This window comes from Pseudaquabacterium rugosum (assembly GCF_038066575.1).
In the GTDB taxonomy this organism is placed as follows: domain Bacteria; phylum Pseudomonadota; class Gammaproteobacteria; order Burkholderiales; family Burkholderiaceae_C; genus Pseudaquabacterium; species Pseudaquabacterium rugosum.
The window spans coordinates 31,881-48,765 of the sequence record NZ_JBBUTF010000002.1 but is presented as its reverse complement, the minus strand read 5'-3'; the positions used below and the strand labels follow the sequence as shown (position 1 = coordinate 48,765).

Sequence of the window (16,885 nt, the reverse complement as noted above, 5' to 3'; positions counted from 1 at the left end):
CACGGCCGCCGTCCCTCCGCGCGGCCCCACCGAACCCGGGCGGACTGCCGTACCGCCCCTGCCGCGATGATCTACAAGTTCAAGAGCGAGGTCGCCGCCGACCTCATCATGCTGGGCCCGCACGGTGACGCGATGCTGCGCGCGATGGGGCGCGAGCCCGCGCCGCGCGGCATCTTCGAGGCGGCCCACCTGCCGGCGCTGATCCAGGCGCTGGAGGCCGCGATCGCCGACGACGAGGCGCGCCGCGCCGAGGCCCAGGCGCAGGCCCTGGCCGAAGGGCGCGAGCCGCCGCCGCGGCCCGACATCACCGCCCGCACCCGGCTGTGGCCGATGATCGAGCTGCTGCGCCAGGCGCAGCGCGCGGACGTGCCGGTCGTCTGGGGGGTCTGAGGCCATGGCCGACGTCACCCGCATCGTCGCCATCCGCCATGGCGAGACGCCCTGGAACGCCGAGCAGCGTCTGCAGGGCCACCGCGACATCCCGCTGAACGCGCTCGGCCGCCGGCAGGCCGCGCAGCTGGCCGCCGCCCTGCGCGACGAGGGCATCGAGCAGATCATCAGCAGCGATCTGCAGCGCGCCTGGGACACCGCGCTGGCGCTGGCCGGCCCGCTGGGCCTGGACGTGCAGCCCGAGGCCGGGCTGCGCGAGCGCTGCTTCGGCACGCTGGAGGGCCACACCCGCAGTGACATCGAGACGCACTGGCCCGACATCGCCCGCCGCTGGATGGGCCGCGACCTGAGCTACACGCCCGAGGGCGGCGAAAGCATCCCGGACTTCAGCGCCCGCTGCGTGGCCGCGGCCGAGCGCATCGCCCGCGCGCACGCCGGCCGCAGCATCGCCATCGTCTGCCACGGCGGCGTGCTGGACTGCCTGTACCGCGCCGCGACCCGGGCACCGCTGGATGCGCCGCGCACCTGGCAGCTGGGCAACTGCGCGATCAACCGCCTGCTGCACACGGCCGACGGCTTCACGCTGGTCGGCTGGAACGACACCCAGCACATCGACGGGCTGGCGCGCGACGAGCTCTGAGGCGGCGGCCGGGCCGGGCCCGGCCGGCCGCGCGCCCCGTCAGTGGTTGTCCTTGGGCACGAAGGCCCCGCGCTGGCCGACCAGGAAGTCCAGGTCGCAGCCCTGGTCGGCCTGCAGCACGTGGTCGACGTAGAGCTTCCAGTAGCCGGACTTCAGCGGCGGTTCGGGCGCCTGCCAGTCGGCCAGCCGGGCCGCCAGCTCGGCCTCGCTGACGTGCAGGTGGAGCGACCGGTTCGGCACGTCCAGCGTGATGGTGTCGCCGTTGCGCACCACCGCCAGCGGGCCGCCGGCGGCGGCTTCAGGCGCGGTGTGCAGCACGACGGTGCCGTAGGCGGTGCCGCTCATCCGCGCATCGCTGATGCGGACCATGTCGGTGATGCCCTTGCGCAGCACCTTCGGCGGCAGCGGCATGTTGCCGACCTCGGCCATGCCGGGATAGCCCTTGGGGCCGCAGTTCTTCAGCACCAGGATGCAGGTCTCGTCGACATCGAGCGCCTCGTCGTCGATGCGGCGGTGGAAGTCGTCCGAGTCCTCGAACACCACCGCGCGGCCGGTGTGCGTCAGCAGCGCGGGCGTGGCCGCGCTCGGCTTGATCACCGCGCCGCGCGGCGCCAGATTGCCGCGCAGGATGGCGATGCCGGCCTTGTCCTTGAACGGCTCGGCCACGGTCTTGATCACGCGCGGGTCGAAGTTCTGCGCATCGGCGATGTTCTCGCGCACCGTCTGGCCGCTGACCGTCACGTGGTCCAGGTGCAGCGTGGCGGCGATCTCCTTCATCACCACCGGCAGGCCGCCGGCGTAGCAGAAGTCCTCCATCAGGTGCTGGCCCGAGGGCTGCAGGTTGACGATGCAGGGCATCTCGCTGCCCAGGCGCTCGAAGTCGTCGATCGTCAGATCGATGCCGAGCCGGCCGGCGATGGCGATCAGGTGGATCACCGCATTGGTCGAGCCGCCGATGGCCGCCAGCGTGCGGATCGCGTTCTCGAAGGCCTCGCGCGTGAGCACCTTGGAGATGGTCTGGTCGTCCTTGACCATCTGCACGATGCGGCGCCCGGCGTTGCGCGCCAGCACGTTGCGCCGGCCGTCGACCGCCGGGTAGGCCGCATTGCCGGGCAGGCCGATGCCGAGCGCCTCGACCATGCTGGCCATGGTGCTGGCCGTGCCCATCGTCATGCAGTGGCCGTGGCTGCGGTGCATGCAGCTCTCGGCCTCGAAGAAGTCCTGCAGCTTGAGCGTGCCGGCGCGCACCTGCTCGCTCATGCTCCACACGCCGGTGCCCGAGCCCAGCTCCTGGCCACGCCACTTGCCGTTGAGCATCGGCCCGCCCGACACGCCGATGGTCGGCAGGCCGGCGCTGCCCGCGCCCATCAGCAGGCTGGGCGTGGTCTTGTCACAGCCCATCAGCAGCACCACGCCGTCGATCGGGTTGCCGCGGATGCTTTCCTCGACGTCCATGCTGGCGAGGTTGCGGTAGAGCATCGCGGTGGGCCGCAGCAGCGTCTCGCCGAGCGACATCACCGGGAATTCCAGCGGGAAGCCGCCGGCTTCGTAGACGCCGATCTTCACCTGCTCGGCCAGCGTCCTGAAGTGCGAGTTGCAGGGCGTGAGCTCGCTGAAGGTGTTGCAGATGCCGATCACCGGGCGGCCGTCGAACTGGTCGTGCGGCACACCCTTGCCCTTGACCCAGCTGCGGTAGGCAAAGCCGTCGCGGTCCTGGCGGCCGAACCACTGCTGGCTGCGCAGCGGACGGGGAATGCCGGCGTCGTCGTCCGGCTGCGGGGTGTCGTGGTCGCTCATCGTGCTGGCTTTCCCGGTTGCGGGGCGGTCTTGATGGCCTGCATATTATGGTATGACGATTGACGCCAACAGCCCCTGGCGCCCGTCCGGACCTCAGGAGATTCCCCATGACCGACGCGCCGAACGGCCCGATCGACCTGCTGGCGGTCAACGCCACCTCCCCGCTGCTCGCCCCTCAGTTGCAGCGTCACTTCCGTGTCCATGACCGGCTGCACCTGCAGGCCGACGCAGCCGCCTTCGACGCCGTCGCACCGCACATCCGCGCGATCTCGGCCTCGGGCGAGTCGCGGGTCGACGCGGCGCTGATCGCCCGCCTGCCCGCGCTCGAGATCATCTCGGTGATGGGCGTCGGCTACGACGGCATCGACGTCGCCGCGGCCCGCGCACGCGGCATCACCGTCACCCACACGCCCGACGTGCTCAACGACGACGTGGCCGATCTGGCTCTGGCCCTGATGCTGGCCACCACGCGCCGCATCCCGCAGGCCGACGCCCATGTGCGATCGGGCCGCTGGGCCGCCGACGGCCCGATGCCCCTGGCCCGCAAACTGAGCGGCTCACGCCTGGGCCTGCTGGGCATCGGCCGCATCGGCCAGGCCATCGCGCAGCGCGCGCAGGCCTTCGGCATGACGGTGGCCTACCACGCGCGTTCACGCCGCGCCGAACTGCCCTGGGACTTCGAGGCCGATGCCGCCGCACTGGCCGCGCGCAGCGATCTGCTGGTGGTGATCACGCCCGGCGGTGCGGCGACGCGGCATCTGGTCGATGCCCGCGTGCTGGCCGCGCTCGGCCGCAGTTCGGCGGCGGGCGGCATCCTGATCAACGTCGCGCGCGGCTCGGTGGTCGACGAGGCGGCACTGATCGACGCGCTGGAGCACGGCGTGATCCCGGCCGCCGGCCTCGACGTGTTCGCCGACGAGCCGAACGTGCCCGAGCGCCTGCGCGCACTGCCGCAGGTCGTGCTCAGCCCGCACATCGGCAGCGCGACCCAGGACACCCGCCAGGCGATGGCCGACCTGACGCTGGCCAATCTGGCCGCGCACTTCGCCGGTCAGGTCCTGCCCAGCCCGGTTCCCGAATGCCGGGACCCCGCTGCGGCAAACCCTGAGGCCGCACCCCGGGCCGTCTAGGGAAAGCACGCAAGGTGAGACCGGTAACCGGTCATACGATAAGACGTAAGACAACCCGCCGCCAAAGCCGCGGCATGCCCGACTGGAGACAAGCGATGAACGTCAAACCCTGGATCGCCGGCCTGCTCATCGGTACCGGCCTGGCCGCCTCGGCGCCCGTCTGGGCCCAGCAGAGCCTGACCGTGTGGTGGAACAAGGGCTACTACAAGGGCGAGGACGACGCGCTGTTCGCCGCCATCAAGAAGTTCGAGGAGAAGAACAAGGGCGTCAAGGTCGAGTTGTCGCTGTACGCCCCGCAGGAGATCATCCCGAAGTCGGTCGCCGCGCTCGATGCCGGCAACCCGCCCGACGTGGCCTACGGCGACGTCTACGACTTCCAGGTCACCGCCAAGTGGGCCTTCGACGGCAAGCTCGAGGACGTCACCGGCATCATCGATCCGATCCGCGCGAAGTTCGAACCCAACGCGCTGGCCACCACCTTCCTGCTGAACAACGCGACCGGCAAGCGCGCCTACTTCGCGTTCCCGATCAAGCAGCAGACCATGCACATCCAGTACTGGAAGGACATGCTGGCCGAGGCGGGTTTCAAGGACAGCGACATCCCCACCGACTGGAAGGGCTACTGGAGCTTCTGGTGCGAGAAGGTGCAGCCGGCCTACCGCCAGAAGAGCGGCAAGCGCGGCTACGCCACGGGCTTCCCGATGGGCGTGGATTCGAGCGACTCGTTCTACTCGTTCCTGACCTTCATGGACGCGCACAACGTCAAGCTGGTCAACGACTCGGGCAAGCTGCTGGTCGATGACCCGGCCGTGCGCCAGGGCCTGATCAACGCGATGACCGACTACACCTCGGTCTACGCCAAGAGCTGCACGCCGCCGTCGGCCACCAGCTGGAAGGACCCGGACAACAACGTCGCCTTCCACAACAAGACCATCCTGCTGACGCACAACGCGACGATCTCGATCGCCGCCAAGTGGCTCGACGACAGCACCAATGCCACGCTGACCGAGGAGCAGCGCGCCACCGCCAAGAAGAACTACGGCGAGAACATCGCCACCGCCGCCTTCCCGGCCAAGCCCGACGGCAGCAAGATGGTCTACCGCGCGGCGGTCAAGACGGGCGTGATCTTCAAGGACGCGAAGAACAAGGACATGGCGAAGAAGTTCGTCACCTTCATGCTCGACGAGTCCAACCTGACGCCGTACGTGGAGGGCTCGCAGGGCCGCTGGTTCCCGGTGCTCAAGAGCGCGCAGGAGCGCCCGTTCTGGAAGGCCGATCCGCACCGCACCACGGTCTACAACCAGTTCAAGTCCGGCACCGTGCCGTTCGAGTTCACCAAGAACTTCAAGTTCACGGTGCTCAACAACGAGAACGTCTGGGCCAAGGCGATGAACCGCATCCTCAACGAGAAGGTGCCGGTGGACAAGGCGGTCGACGAGATGATCGCCCGCATCAAGACGGTCGCGGGCTCCTGAGCATCGGCGCCCGGCCCCAGCCCCAGCCCCGCAAGACGAGCGAGCCGTGAACGTGAGCCACGCCCTGCGCACCCCCGCGCCCTCCGAGGACAGTCCCGGCCTGAAGGCCCCGCCACGACGCCAGGGGCTGAGCCCCTGGCAGTTCTGGGGCCGGATGCTGCTGCTGCCCTATCTGCTGTTCTTCCTCGTCTTCGTGCTGTATCCGGTGGGCTACGGGCTGTGGCTGGCGCGCGATCCGCAGAACTACGTGCGGCTGGCCGAGGACCCGATCTTCCTGCGCACGGCGATCAACACCGTGGTGTTCATCGTCGTGGCGGTGAACCTGAAGATGCTGGTCGCCCTCGGCCTCTCGGGCTTCTTCCTGCAGCAGCGCTGGTGGGTCAAGGCGCTGTCGCTGGTGTTCATCCTGCCGTGGGCCGTGCCGTCGATCCCGACGATCCTCAGCGTGCGCTTCATGCTCAACCCCGAGTGGGGCGTGATCAACGCCACCTACTTCAAGCTGACCGGCCTCGACGGACCGAACTGGCTGAACGATCCGACGCTGGCCCTGACCTTCTCGATGCTGATGCACATCTGGAAGTCGCTGCCGTTCTGGACGCTGATCCTGCTGGCCGGCCGCATGGCCATCCCGGCCGAGCACTACGAGGCGGCCAGCGTGGACGGCGCCACCCGCTGGCAGAAGTTCCGCTTCATCACCTGGCCGTCGATGGCCGGGCTCTACGTGACCAGCACGGTGCTCTCGATGATCTGGACCCTGGGCGACTTCAACAGCGTCTACCTGCTGACCGGTGGCGGCCCGGCCGACCTGACCCACGTGCTGGCCACGCTCGGCATCCGCTACCTGCGGCTCGACCAGATCGAGCTGGCCATGTCGACCATCGTCGTCGCACTGCCCCTGGTGCTGCCGATGGTCTGGGTGATGATGAAACGCCTGTCGAAGTGAGGGGCACGCGATGAAGCTCAAGACCGTCACCCGCGAAGCACAGCTGCTGCTGGTCGGCATCCCGGTGCTGATCTGGACCCTGCTGCCGATCTACCACCTGGCCGTGTTCGCGTTCAGTGCCCGCGACACCGCCACCGGCGGCCATCTGTGGCCGGCGCATCCGACGCTGGACAACTTCGCCACCGTCTTCGGCCAGAAGCACTACTACCTCAACCACTTCTGGCAGCAGATGGGCAACTCGCTGATGGTGGCGGTGGCCGTCGGCGCGATCACGCTGTTCGTCGCCACCTGCGCGGCCTTCGCGATCAGCCGGCTGCGGGTGCGCGGCGGCCGCACGGTGATGAACCTGGCGCTGTTCACCTACTTCATCCCGGCCGCCTTCCTGGCCGTGCCGATGTACAAGACCATGGCCACCTACGGCCTGCTGAACAACCGCTGGTCGCTGATCCTGGCGATGGTCACCATCGCCACGCCCTACTGCATCTGGGTGCTCAAGCAGGCCAGCGACAAGCTGCCCTTCGAGCTCGACGAGGCCGCGCGCATCGACGGCGCCAGCCCGCTGCAGCTGTTCCGTCTGGTCTACGTGCCGCTGATGGTGCCCAGCCTGGTGGCGGTCGGCACCTACGCTCTGCTGCTGGCCTGGAACGAGTACCTCTACGGCTTCCTGCTGCTGTCGGCCGAGACCGACATCACGCTGGCGGTGGCGCTCGGCAACTTCCTGGCCGCCGACGATTCGCCCTGGGAGGTGCTGATGGCCACCGGCCTGGTCTATGCCGCACCGCCCGCGGCCATCTACTACACCTTCAAGCGCTACATGGTCTCCGGCCTGACCGCCGGCGCCGTGAAGTCCTGAACGCCCGTCCCCACCCCGCTCACGCTTCAGCAGAGTCATTCCATGGCATCCGTCTCGTTCCGCAACGTCCAGAAGACCTACGGTGGCAAGGTCAAGGTGCTGCACGGTGTCGGCTTCGACATCCGTGACGGCGAGTTCGTCGTGCTCGTCGGCCCGTCGGGCTGTGGCAAGAGCACGCTGCTGCGCATGCTGGCCGGCCTGGAGGAGATCTCCGGCGGCGAGATCGCGATCGACGACACCGTCGTCAACGACCTGGAGAGCAAGGACCGCGACATCGCGATGGTCTTCCAGAGCTATGCGCTCTACCCGCACATGACGGTGCGCGAGAACATGGGCTTCAGCCTGCGCCTGCGCAAGGCCGAGGCGGCGATGACCGCCCAACGCGTGGCCCATGCGGCCAGGATCCTGAACCTGGACCATCTGCTCGAACGTTATCCACGCGAGCTCTCGGGCGGCCAGCGCCAGCGCGTGGCCATGGGCCGTGCCATCGTGCGCGACCCCAAGGTCTTCCTGTTCGACGAGCCGCTGTCCAACCTCGACGCCAAGCTGCGCGTGGCCATGCGCGCCGAGATCAAGGCCCTGCACCAGCGGCTGAAGACCACCACCGTCTACGTCACCCACGACCAGATCGAGGCGATGACGATGGCCGACCGCATCGTCGTCATGCACGACGGCATCATCGAGCAGATCGGCACCCCGCTGGAGCTGTTCGACCGGCCGGGCAATCTGTTCGTCGCCCAGTTCATCGGCTCGCCGGCGATGAACGTGCTGCCGGGCACGCTGCGCCGGGTCGACGGCCCGGGCGCGATGCGCGACGTGGTCGAGGCCTGCGGTGCGCTGTGGCCGCTGGCGGCGACCGGTGCCGGCCAGGGCCAGCCCGGCCAGGCCGTGCACTACGGCGTGCGGCCGAGCGACCTGACCCTGGCCGACAGCGGCATCCCGGCGCGCGTGGTGGTGGTCGAGCCCACCGGCGCCGAGACCGAGCTGCTGGTCGAGGTCGGCGAGCCCGGCGGTGACGCCGGCGCCCGCCAGCAGCTGACCGTCGTGCTGCACGGCCGCACCGAGGCCCAACCGGGTGACGTCGTCCATCTGGCCATCGACGCACCGCGCACCCACCTGTTCGACAGCGGCAGCGGCCAACGCCTGAACTGATGCCCCCAGCGCGCCGCGCCAGGCCCCTGCCCGGCCGGCGGCCCACCCGGCCCGTGGTCGGCTTCTTGATACCCTCGCCGGCATCCTGAACCCCCTTGCCGCGCCCCTGACGGACGCCGCCCGCCGATCATGACGACCCCCAGCTTCACCCAGGTCCAGCTCTACACCGACACCGACGGCCGCGCGCGCTGGCGCGAACAGCCGATCGCGCTGACCGAAGGCAAGCCCCAGGCCCGGCTCTCGCCGCTGATGGCCAGCGGCGGCTACCAGCTGCGCGAGAGCCCGGTCGGCTTCCGCAGCGAGTTCCACTGCACCGGCGAGCCGCAGTGGGTGTTCATCCTGGCCGGCCAGATGGAGATCGGCCTGCAGGACGGCAGCTCGCGCGTCTTCGGCCCCGGCCAGCACTTCCATTCGGCCGACACCCTGCCGGCCGGCGCCCGCTTCGACCCCACGCTGCACGGGCACTGGAGCCGCCAGGTGGGCGACGCGCCGCTGGTCACCCTGTTCGTGCGCGGCTGACGCTGGCGGCGATCACCATGGTCAGTCCCACTCCGGATGACGTCCCGGCGCCGGGCAGCCAGCGCGCCACGGCCGGCGCCGCGCTGGCGGCCGCCCGTGCGGCACCGCTGTCGGCCATCGCCACACCGCTGATCCGCAACGTGCTGGGCCACACGCTGGACCTGCTGGGCGTGGCCATCATCGGCGGCCGCTACGCGGTGGGTGGCACGCTGCCGGCCGAACCGCTGCTGTGCCATGAGCTCGGCGTCAGCCGCACCGTGGTGCGCGAGGCGGTGAAGTCGCTGGTGGCCAAGGGCCTGCTGGTGACCGGCCCCAAGCTCGGCACCCGCGTGCTGTCGACCGAGCACTGGAACTGGTTCGACCCGGACCTGGTGCGCTGGCAGAGCCAGCAGGGCCTCTCCCGCGATCTGGTGCGCGACCTGCAGGAGCTGCGCCGCATCGTCGAGCCCGCCGCCGTGCGGCTGGCCGCCCAGCGCGCGACGGCCGACGACATCGCCGGCCTGGAGACGGCCTACGCCGGCATGCGCAGCGCGATCGAGGACGGCGGCGACTACGTGACGTCCGACCTGCGCTTCCACCAGGGCCTGCTGACCGCCAGCCACAACCGCATGGTGCAGCAGATGGGCAAGGCGCTCGGCGCCCTGCTGCGCACCTGCTTCGAGATCAGCACCTCGCGCCCCGACGGCCCGGCGCGCTCGCTGCCGCTGCACCGGGCGGTGCTCGATGCCGTCATCGCCCAGGATCCGGTGCGGGCCGAGCAGGCCGCGCTGGTGCTGATCGACGGTGCCGCGCTCGACGTCGAGACCGTGCTCAACAGCCGCCGCAAGCTGCCCTCGCTGGCCCTGCCCGCGCCGGTGCTCAAGGGCAACCGGCCGCGCTGAGGCGCGGGACGGGGCCGCGGACCACACGGCGCGATGGGCCCGCTCGTGCGCACGCCCCACCGCGCGGTCCGCACCGGCGCCGCGGCGGTGCACCACACGCCCGGCGCACCGCGCCCGCGGCGCCCGCCCGCTTCCTCCCACCCCACCCGACCGCGATGACCACGCCTGCCTCGCCCACCGCCCACGCCCCCGACGCCGCCCCCACCTCGATCGCCACGCCCGCCGCCCACGGCCTGCGCCTGCTGATCACCGGCGGCGGCGGCTTCGTCGGCGCCCGCCTCGCCCGGCGTCTGCTCGAACGCGGCGAGCTCGGCGGCCGGCCGATCGCCACCCTGGTGCTGGCCGACCAGATCGCGCCACCGGCCGCGCTGGCGGCCGATCCGCGGGTGCAGGTGCGCGTCGGCCCGCTGCTGGAGCAGGCCGCCGCGCTGTGCGAGGAGGCGCCCGACGGCGTCTTCCACCTCGCCTCGGCGGTCTCGGGCGAGTGCGAGGCCGACTTCGACCTCGGCCTGCGCAGCAACCTGGATTCGACGCGGGCGCTGCTCGACGGCCTGCGCCGCCAGACGGCCGCCGGCCGCGCCCCGGCCCGCCTGGTGTTCAGCAGCTCGGTGGCCGTCTTCGGCCCCGACGACGCCCATCCGCTGCCACCGGTGGTCGACGACAACACGCTGCCGACGCCACAGACCAGCTACGGCATCCAGAAGTACGTCTGCGAGCAGCTGGTGGCCGACTACAGCCGCAAGGGCTACATCGACGGCCGCAGCGCGCGGCTGATGACCGTCACCGTGCGGCCGGGCCGGCCCAACGGCGCGGCCTCGTCCTTCTTCAGCGGCATCCTGCGCGAGCCACTGGCCGGCGAGACGGCGATCTGCCCGGTCGATGCCAGCGTCACCCATCCGCTGTCCTCGCCACAGCGCACGGTCGACGGCCTGATCGCCGTCTACGAGGCCACGCCCGCCGCACTCGGCGGCCGCACCGCGCTGAACCTGCCGGCGCTCAACGTCAGCGTCGCGCAGATGCTGGAGGCGCTGGAACGGGTGGCCGGCCCCGCGGTGCGCGCCCGTGTGCGCTTCGAGCGCGACGAGCGCATCGCCGGCATCGTCGCGCGCTGGCCGGCCGGCGCGCGGGGCGAGCGCGCCGCCGCCCTCGGCCTGCAACCCGAGCCCGACGTCGACGCCATCCTCCGCCAGTACATCGACGACTGCCGGCGCGAGCGGCCCGAGGCGCTGCGCGGGCTGGGCTGACGGCGCACGCCGACGGCCCGGCACGAGGGCCGCGGCCCTCAGCGCGGCAGGTACAGGCGGTCCGAGTAGGTGGCCAGCCACTGCGGCCGGAAGGCGACGAAGATCGCCACCAGCATGCCGGTCAGGAAGGCCTCGCCCGAGGCGGCCAACCAGCGGGCGACCAGCAGGTCGGCCACCTCGGCGCCGGCAGGCGGGCCGGTCAGGACCAGCGCCAGCGCCCCGGCGACGGCCACCGCCAGCAGCGTGCCGAAGAAGCCCCGGCCCAGGATGTAGATGAACAGGTGGTGCGGCAACCATCGGCGCAAACCGGCGCCGATCAGCAGCGCCAGCGTGGCCGGCACCACCCCCAGCCACACCAGGCGATGCAGCGCGAGCGCGGCCGGCAGGTCGCCCACGCCCCAGACCAGCAGGGCGTCCAGCGGCAGCGCCATCATCGCCAGCGGCCAGCCGGCCAGCAGCATCAGCAGCACCGCACCGGACAGCGGCTGCAGCAGCGCGCTGTGCGCATAGTGGTCGGCGCCCCACAGCAGCGGCAGCAACAGCCACCAGAGCAGCCAGGGCCAGGGCAGCTCGTGCCCGGCGAACGACCGCCAGGGCCGCAGCCAGAGGGCCAGCGCCACGGCGGCGGACGCCAGCGACAGATCGGCCAGCAGCAGGACAGGGTCGGACAGGGGCACCGGCGGATTGTCCGGGGCGGCCGGTGCGCGGTCTTGCGATGCATCAGCGGGGGGGCGGGAACTTCCGGTCCGCCATCACGGTCGAGCCAGGGCGGCGGGTTCACCCGGTGGACGGACGGCACGGCTCCTGCTAGCGTCCTGCGGATCCGGATACCCCGCATCCGCGGGGGGCAGTGCATCCGGAACGGTGCGCGCGCATCACCAGCCGCGCACGACGGCCTCGGCCCGACCGGGGAGGACCGTCGGCCAGCCCCTTGTCCTACCGGACCAGATCCTGCCTCGGAGTGCCCCCCATGTCCGCCCAGCCCGACACCGATGACCGCCCCGCGCTGCGCGGTCGCCTGCTCTACATCGAGGACGACGCGCTGGTCGTGCCGGTCGTGCGCCAGCTGCTGGACGCGCACCCGGACGTCGAGTTCCTGCACGCGGCCACCGGCCTGGAGGGCGTGCGGCTGGCCCGTGAATGGCGCCCCGATTTCGTGCTGCTGGACATGCACCTGCCCGACATCGGCGGTCTCGACGTGGTGCGCCAGCTCAACGAGGACATCGCCGCGCGCGGCCTGCGGGTGACCATCCTGACCGGCGACCGGCTGTCGATGGACATCATCAAGGCGATGAGCCTCGGCGCCTTCGAGTACTGGGTCAAGCCGCTGCAGCCGCGCATCTTCGAGGATGGCCTGCGCCGGGCGCTGACCGGCCGCCTGCCGGCACCCGACCGCACGCTGGCGCTGCACCGCTGAGTGCGGAGACGCGGCGGCCGGATCGGCCGCACATGACGCGCATCAAGTCCATCGGATGACACAGGCCTTAGCCTGCACGGCCCTGATCGACCTCTGCGCGCCGTCACCGCGGCGCCCGCCATCCGATGACCGCCCTGCCGCAATCGACCGATTCCGCCATCGCCCCGGACCTGCTGCCGGCGCTGGCGCGCAGCGGACTCGCACCGCTGCAGCTGGCCGGCCGCCGACTGCTGCCCATCGTCCAGGGCGGCATGGGGGTGGGGGTGTCCGCCCACCGCCTGGCCGGCAGCGTGGCGGCCCTCGGCGGCATCGGCACGCTCAGCAGCGTCGATCTGCGCCGCCACCACCCGGACCTGATGGAGCGCACGGAGGGCCTGGCGGCCCGCGTCGGTCAGGACGAGGACACCAAGGCGCAGATCAACGCGGCCAACCTGGAGGCGCTGGAGCGCGAGGTCCGGTCGGCCAAGGCGCTGGCCGGCGGCCTGGGCCTGGTGGCGATGAACGTGATGCGCGCGGTCAGCGACTACGCGGCCTATGTCCGCCGTTCGCTCGAAGCCGGCGCGGACATGATGGTGGTGGGCGCCGGCCTGCCGCTGGACCTGCCGGATCTGGCGGCCGAGCATCCGAAGGCGCTGCTGGTGCCCATCCTGTCGGACAGCCGTGGCGTGGCGCTGATCGTCAAGAAATGGGAGCGCAAGAAGCGCCTGCCCGACGCCATCGTGATCGAACACCCGAAGCTGGCCGGCGGCCACCTCGGTGCGGCGCGCATCAGTGACCTGGACGACCCGCGCTTCGATTTCGAGCGCGTGATCCCCGAATCGCGCGAGTTCCTCGCCAAGGCCGGCTACGACATTCCGTTGATCGCCGCCGGTGGCGTGCGCTCCTGCGAGGACATCGCGCGCATCCAGGGCCTGGGTGGCGCCGGCGCCCAGCTGGGCACGCCCTTCGCGGTGACATCCGAGGGCGACGCCAGCGACGCCTTCAAGCGGGTGCTGGCCGAAGCGCGCGACGAGGACCTCGTCGAGTTCACCAGCGTGGCCGGCCTGCCGGCCCGTGCGGTCGCCACGCCGTGGCTGAAGAACTACCTGAAGGCCGAGCCCGCGCTGCAGGCCGTGGCCCATGCGAAGGCGCGCTGCACCAAGGCCTTCGACTGCCTGGCCCAGTGCGGCCTGCGTGACGGCTTCAAGGACTGGGGCCAGTTCTGCATCGACAACCAGCTGGCGGCCGCGCTGCGGGGTGACGAGAAGAAGGGCCTGTATTTCCGCGGTGTCGGCGCCCTGCCCTTCGGCCCCCAGATCCGCAGCGTGCGCGAGCTGGTCGAGCGCCTGCTGACGCGCGGGGCGACGGTGCCGCAGCCGCTGTGATGGCCCGCCCGGGCCGGGCTCAGCCCCCGTCGCAGGCCATGCCCGCGAGCGGCTGACCGGGCGCGCCGGCGGCCTGCCAGAGCGCACGCCAGCGGGTCGGACCGGGCACGGGCCGCGTGCCATCGCCCGGGGTGCGGCGCGCCAGCATCCAGGCCATGCGGGCGGCCCGCGCGGCCAGCTGGTCATCGCCGGGCAGACAGGGCGCCACGCAGCGGCGCACCAGCGCGTCCTGCCAGAGCAGCGTGCGGTCGTCGGGCGCGTGCAGGTCCAGCGCATCGACCACCGCATCGGGTACCGGCGTGTACAGCAGGCCGCGCAGGTAGCGCAGCACCAGGAACAGCGTCGTGCTCTGCTGCGCCCATTCGGCGCGCGAGACCAGGGCGGGCCAGAACCCCGGCTGCTCGGCATGCAGGCGCAGCCACTGGTCGCAGCAGGTCAGGGCATGCAGCAGCCCCTGCGGCGGGCTCAGGTGCCAGCAGCGCAGCACCTCGGACAGCACCAGATCGGGCGCCGACAGCAGATGGGCGCCCGGCAGCCCGGGCAAGGCCTGCCAGCCGCTGCGCAGCGCCTCCGCACCGAGCTGCGGCGCGACAGTCCCCGGGGGCACGCCCACATGCAGCAGCACGGTCTGGCCATGGCGGGCGTGACGCAGGCGCAGGGGCGGCGGTGCCGCAGGGGCACCGCGCGCGCCGGCCGCCGCCGCGCGTGCCGGCACGGCCGACATCACCCGCCAGCCCTGGCGCATCAGCAGGCTCAGCAGCCGTTCCCGGCGTTGGGGCAGACACAGCAGATCCAGGCGCAGCGGCGCCCCCGGCAGGCCGCAGGGGTGGCAGGTGCTGAGGCCGACCTGCGCCCGCGCGGCCACATCCAGCAGGGCCCACTCGTGGCCGGCCGGGGCCAGCAGGTCGGTCAGCTGGACCAGGGTGCGTCCGTGCTGGCGCTGCACGTGACCCGCCTGGCGCCAGGCGGCCACCAGGTGCTGGCGCGGGCCGTCGGGCAGGGCCGTCTGCAGGCGCACCTGCTTGAGGCGCAAGGCCAGGGTCGCGCCCAGGCCGCAGACCCGTGCCTCGCGCAGCAGCCGCTCCCACTGCGGCAGCGGCAGCTCCAGCACCTCGTCGGGCTGGCGCAAGGCGCGGATCAGGACAGGCGTCGTCGCGGGCATGGCGGGGTCGCGCACAGGGTGGCCAGCGCGTCGAGCGCATCGCCGAGCCGGCCATAGCTCAGCCGGCAGACGCCGACCTGATCGATCAGGCTGCCGAGCGCCTCGAAGCCGGCCGTGGCGTGGACCGCATAGTTCGGTGAAGACGCGGCCAGCCACATCAGGCCCTCGGCCGACGAGACCGGTTCGAGCGCGGCCTGCTGGCCCGGTCGCCAGTGCGGCTGCACCAGCCAGCCCGGCCAGGCCGGCTCGCCGCTGCGCTGCATGGCCACGTCGTCGACCGGGCGCCAGCGACGGTCGTCACCGGCGTGCTGCTCGGTCCGCATCGTCGGCTCGTGCAGGGCCTCGGCGCGCAGACGCACCGGCCGGGCCAGCCCCTGCAGCAGGGTGCTGACCGGATCGAACAGGCTCAGGCCGTCCGACAGCAGGCGCCAGCCCTGGCGCTGCAGCGCGCAGGCCAGCACGCTGTGACCGGCGCCCGGCTGGCCGCACAGCAGCAGCGCCAGGCCATCGCGTTCGAGCGCGGTGGCGCGCAGCACCAGGTACTGGTGGCAGAGCTCACCGACGCACCAGTCCAGGCCGGCCTCGAGCGCGGCCAGGGCATCGTCCTGGGCCGGCAGTGGCAGTGGCCGGCCGTCCAGCAGACAGCCATGGCGCTCGACGGCCGCAGGCTCGCGGCTCCAGCGATCGGCGGACCGCACGGCGAGCCGGAAATCGACCCAGGCCGTCTCGTCGGCCAGCGGCGCGGCCCGGTAATGCTGACCGAGCGAGGCCGCCAGCGCCGGCAACGACGACTCCAGGGCCCAGACCAGCGGCCCCAGCCGCAAGGCCAGGCGGCCACCGCGCAGCTGCCGCAGCAGCCGTGCCGGCGCCAGATCACCCAGGCGGGCGGCCGCGCCCTGGCCGGCCCCCGTACCGAAGCCGGTCATCGCGCCGGCTCCCAGGGCTCGATCAGCGCCCGCTGGAACAGCCGCTGCAGCCGCTCGTCCAGCAGGCGCTGGGCGGCCGGTGCATCGTCCGCGGCGGCGGCCGGCAGCAGCAGGGCGGCCAGCTCCTGGCGCGTGGCCGGGCCCTGGCGCATCAGCTGCCACAGGGCCTGCGCGGCCAGGCCGTCGATCAGATGGGTGTCACCGCTGCGGGCGTCGTGCACGACGGCGGCCTCGGTGTCCCAGGCCAGGGTGCGCAGGGCGTGGGCGGCGCGACAGCGCCAGCCGGGGGGCGGTGGCAGAGTCATCGCGGGCTCAGCGCTTCGGCGCGCAGGTAATGGAGGATGTCATCGGCGTCCCACAACAGGCTGGCGCCGGCCCAGGGCCGGCAGCAGCCCTGCAGCCAGTCGCGCCACAGCGCACGCCCCTGGGGCATGAAGGACGCGGCCCCGGCCACACCGACACACAGATGGGCGGCCGCCGCCATCAGGGCGGCATCCAGCCCGTCGGCCGGCAGCGCCAGCCAGGCCGTCCGCGCCGGCTGATACCACCGCAGGCGCAGCGGGGTGCGCAGCCCCGCGGGCGGGGCGGGCTCGTCCTCGGGGCGACCCTCGCCGAGCCGCCACAGCGGCTGCATCAGCAGCAGGCCGACACACCAGTCGGCCGCCGGGCGGCCGCTGATGCGGTGCAACCTGTCCCAGGGCGAGCCCTGATCCGGCTGCGACAGGTCGCGCTGCCAGGCGGTCACGGTCCAGGGGCGCGCGGCCGCCGCGGTCGCCACCGACGCCCCGTGGCAGGCGCCGGCCGCGGGGTCGGTACGGCACGGGCCGTCGGACACGCTCGCCCAGCGCTCATGGGCCGCGGCCTGCGGCCAGGCCACACCAGGCGGCGTCTGCGGACGCGCCACGGCCTCGGGCGTCTCGGCGGACAACGGCAGGTCGAGCAGGAGCCAGGGATCGGACATACGGCGATTTCGGCCGTTGCGCCGCGGCATT

Annotated in this window: 18 protein-coding genes; 12 read left to right on the top strand and 6 right to left on the bottom strand. The window is 72.1% G+C overall.

The genetic code is table 11. The annotated features are described in order from the left end of the window. Positions 1 to 66: 66 nt before the first annotated feature. Together AACH11_RS00820 and AACH11_RS00815 are read left to right on the top strand one after the other, a co-directional pair. Positions 67 to 390, top strand: coding sequence for a DUF1840 domain-containing protein (locus AACH11_RS00820; protein WP_341372290.1), 324 nt, complete (start codon positions 67 to 69; stop codon positions 388 to 390). Between the two features lie 4 nt (positions 391 to 394). Further along, positions 395 to 1,030 carry a histidine phosphatase family protein gene (locus tag AACH11_RS00815; RefSeq protein ID WP_341372289.1) on the top strand — a complete coding sequence of 212 codons (636 nt, stop codon included), beginning with the start codon at positions 395 to 397 and terminating at the stop codon, positions 1,028 to 1,030. A gap of 39 nt (positions 1,031 to 1,069) precedes the next feature. Here the strand turns inward: AACH11_RS00815 and AACH11_RS00810 are convergent, their stop codons facing one another. Continuing rightward, entirely contained in the window at positions 1,070 to 2,827 is a 1,758-nt protein-coding gene (locus AACH11_RS00810; protein ID WP_341372288.1) for an IlvD/Edd family dehydratase, read from the bottom strand. Positions 2,828 to 2,934: 107 nt separating this feature from the next. On the opposite strand from AACH11_RS00810, the gene AACH11_RS00805 reads away from it, so the two are divergent. The 8 genes from AACH11_RS00805 to denD all read left to right on the top strand — a co-directional run bounded on the left by AACH11_RS00805 (position 2,935) and on the right by denD (position 11,024). Further along, positions 2,935 to 3,957: a 2-hydroxyacid dehydrogenase gene (locus AACH11_RS00805; RefSeq protein ID WP_341372287.1), complete on the top strand. Its 1,023-nt coding sequence runs from the start codon at positions 2,935 to 2,937 to the stop codon at positions 3,955 to 3,957. 95 nt (positions 3,958 to 4,052) lie between these two features. Beyond that, a complete protein-coding gene (locus tag AACH11_RS00800; protein WP_341372286.1) occupies positions 4,053 to 5,432 on the top strand; it encodes an ABC transporter substrate-binding protein in 1,380 nt (459 codons plus the stop codon). Between the two features lie 100 nt (positions 5,433 to 5,532). Next, entirely contained in the window at positions 5,533 to 6,375 is an 843-nt protein-coding gene (locus AACH11_RS00795) for a carbohydrate ABC transporter permease (protein WP_341372631.1), read from the top strand. A gap of 10 nt (positions 6,376 to 6,385) precedes the next feature. After that, positions 6,386 to 7,228: a carbohydrate ABC transporter permease gene (locus AACH11_RS00790; RefSeq protein ID WP_341372285.1), complete on the top strand. Its 843-nt coding sequence runs from the start codon at positions 6,386 to 6,388 to the stop codon at positions 7,226 to 7,228. A gap of 42 nt (positions 7,229 to 7,270) precedes the next feature. Next, on the top strand, positions 7,271 to 8,380 hold the full coding sequence (locus AACH11_RS00785) for an ABC transporter ATP-binding protein (protein ID WP_341372284.1): 1,110 nt from the start codon (positions 7,271 to 7,273) through the stop codon (positions 8,378 to 8,380). A gap of 129 nt (positions 8,381 to 8,509) precedes the next feature. Next, positions 8,510 to 8,899: a cupin domain-containing protein gene (locus AACH11_RS00780; protein WP_341372283.1), complete on the top strand. Its 390-nt coding sequence runs from the start codon at positions 8,510 to 8,512 to the stop codon at positions 8,897 to 8,899. 128 nt (positions 8,900 to 9,027) lie between these two features. Further along, on the top strand, positions 9,028 to 9,780 hold the full coding sequence (locus tag AACH11_RS00775) for a FadR/GntR family transcriptional regulator (RefSeq protein ID WP_341372630.1): 753 nt from the start codon (positions 9,028 to 9,030) through the stop codon (positions 9,778 to 9,780). Positions 9,781 to 10,013: 233 nt separating this feature from the next. Then, positions 10,014 to 11,024, top strand: coding sequence for a D-erythronate dehydrogenase (denD, locus tag AACH11_RS00770; protein WP_341372629.1), 1,011 nt, complete (start codon positions 10,014 to 10,016; stop codon positions 11,022 to 11,024). Between the two features lie 38 nt (positions 11,025 to 11,062). Here the strand turns inward: denD and AACH11_RS00765 are convergent, their stop codons facing one another. After that, entirely contained in the window at positions 11,063 to 11,701 is a 639-nt protein-coding gene (locus AACH11_RS00765) for a hypothetical protein (protein WP_341372282.1), read from the bottom strand. A 293-nt stretch (positions 11,702 to 11,994) separates the two neighbouring features. Here AACH11_RS00765 and AACH11_RS00760 point away from each other — a divergent pair, with 293 nt between their 5' ends. After that, positions 11,995 to 12,441 (top strand): response regulator, encoded by a 447-nt coding sequence (locus AACH11_RS00760; RefSeq protein WP_341372281.1) that lies wholly within the window; start codon positions 11,995 to 11,997, stop codon positions 12,439 to 12,441. Between the two features lie 125 nt (positions 12,442 to 12,566). Further along, entirely contained in the window at positions 12,567 to 13,805 is a 1,239-nt protein-coding gene (locus AACH11_RS00755; protein ID WP_341372280.1) for an NAD(P)H-dependent flavin oxidoreductase, read from the top strand. 19 nt (positions 13,806 to 13,824) lie between these two features. On the opposite strand, the gene AACH11_RS00750 is transcribed toward AACH11_RS00755, so the two are convergent. Genes AACH11_RS00750 through AACH11_RS00735 form a run of 4 tightly spaced genes read right to left on the bottom strand, consistent with a single transcriptional unit; the run spans position 13,825 to position 16,854 of the window. Beyond that, on the bottom strand, positions 13,825 to 14,967 hold the full coding sequence (locus tag AACH11_RS00750) for a nucleotidyltransferase family protein (RefSeq protein ID WP_341372279.1): 1,143 nt from the start codon (positions 14,965 to 14,967) through the stop codon (positions 13,825 to 13,827). Beyond that, complete coding sequence (locus AACH11_RS00745; protein ID WP_341372278.1) at positions 14,943 to 15,893, bottom strand: hypothetical protein; 951 nt, start codon at positions 15,891 to 15,893, stop codon at positions 14,943 to 14,945. Before AACH11_RS00745 ends, AACH11_RS00750 begins: the two co-directional genes overlap by 25 nt. Then, positions 15,890 to 16,198 (bottom strand): HPr-rel-A system PqqD family peptide chaperone, encoded by a 309-nt coding sequence (locus tag AACH11_RS00740; RefSeq protein ID WP_341372277.1) that lies wholly within the window; start codon positions 16,196 to 16,198, stop codon positions 15,890 to 15,892. Before AACH11_RS00740 ends, AACH11_RS00745 begins: the two co-directional genes overlap by 4 nt. Continuing rightward, entirely contained in the window at positions 16,195 to 16,854 is a 660-nt protein-coding gene (locus tag AACH11_RS00735; RefSeq protein ID WP_341372276.1) for a hypothetical protein, read from the bottom strand. Before AACH11_RS00735 ends, AACH11_RS00740 begins: the two co-directional genes overlap by 4 nt. Between the last annotated feature and the right edge of the window lie 31 nt (positions 16,855 to 16,885).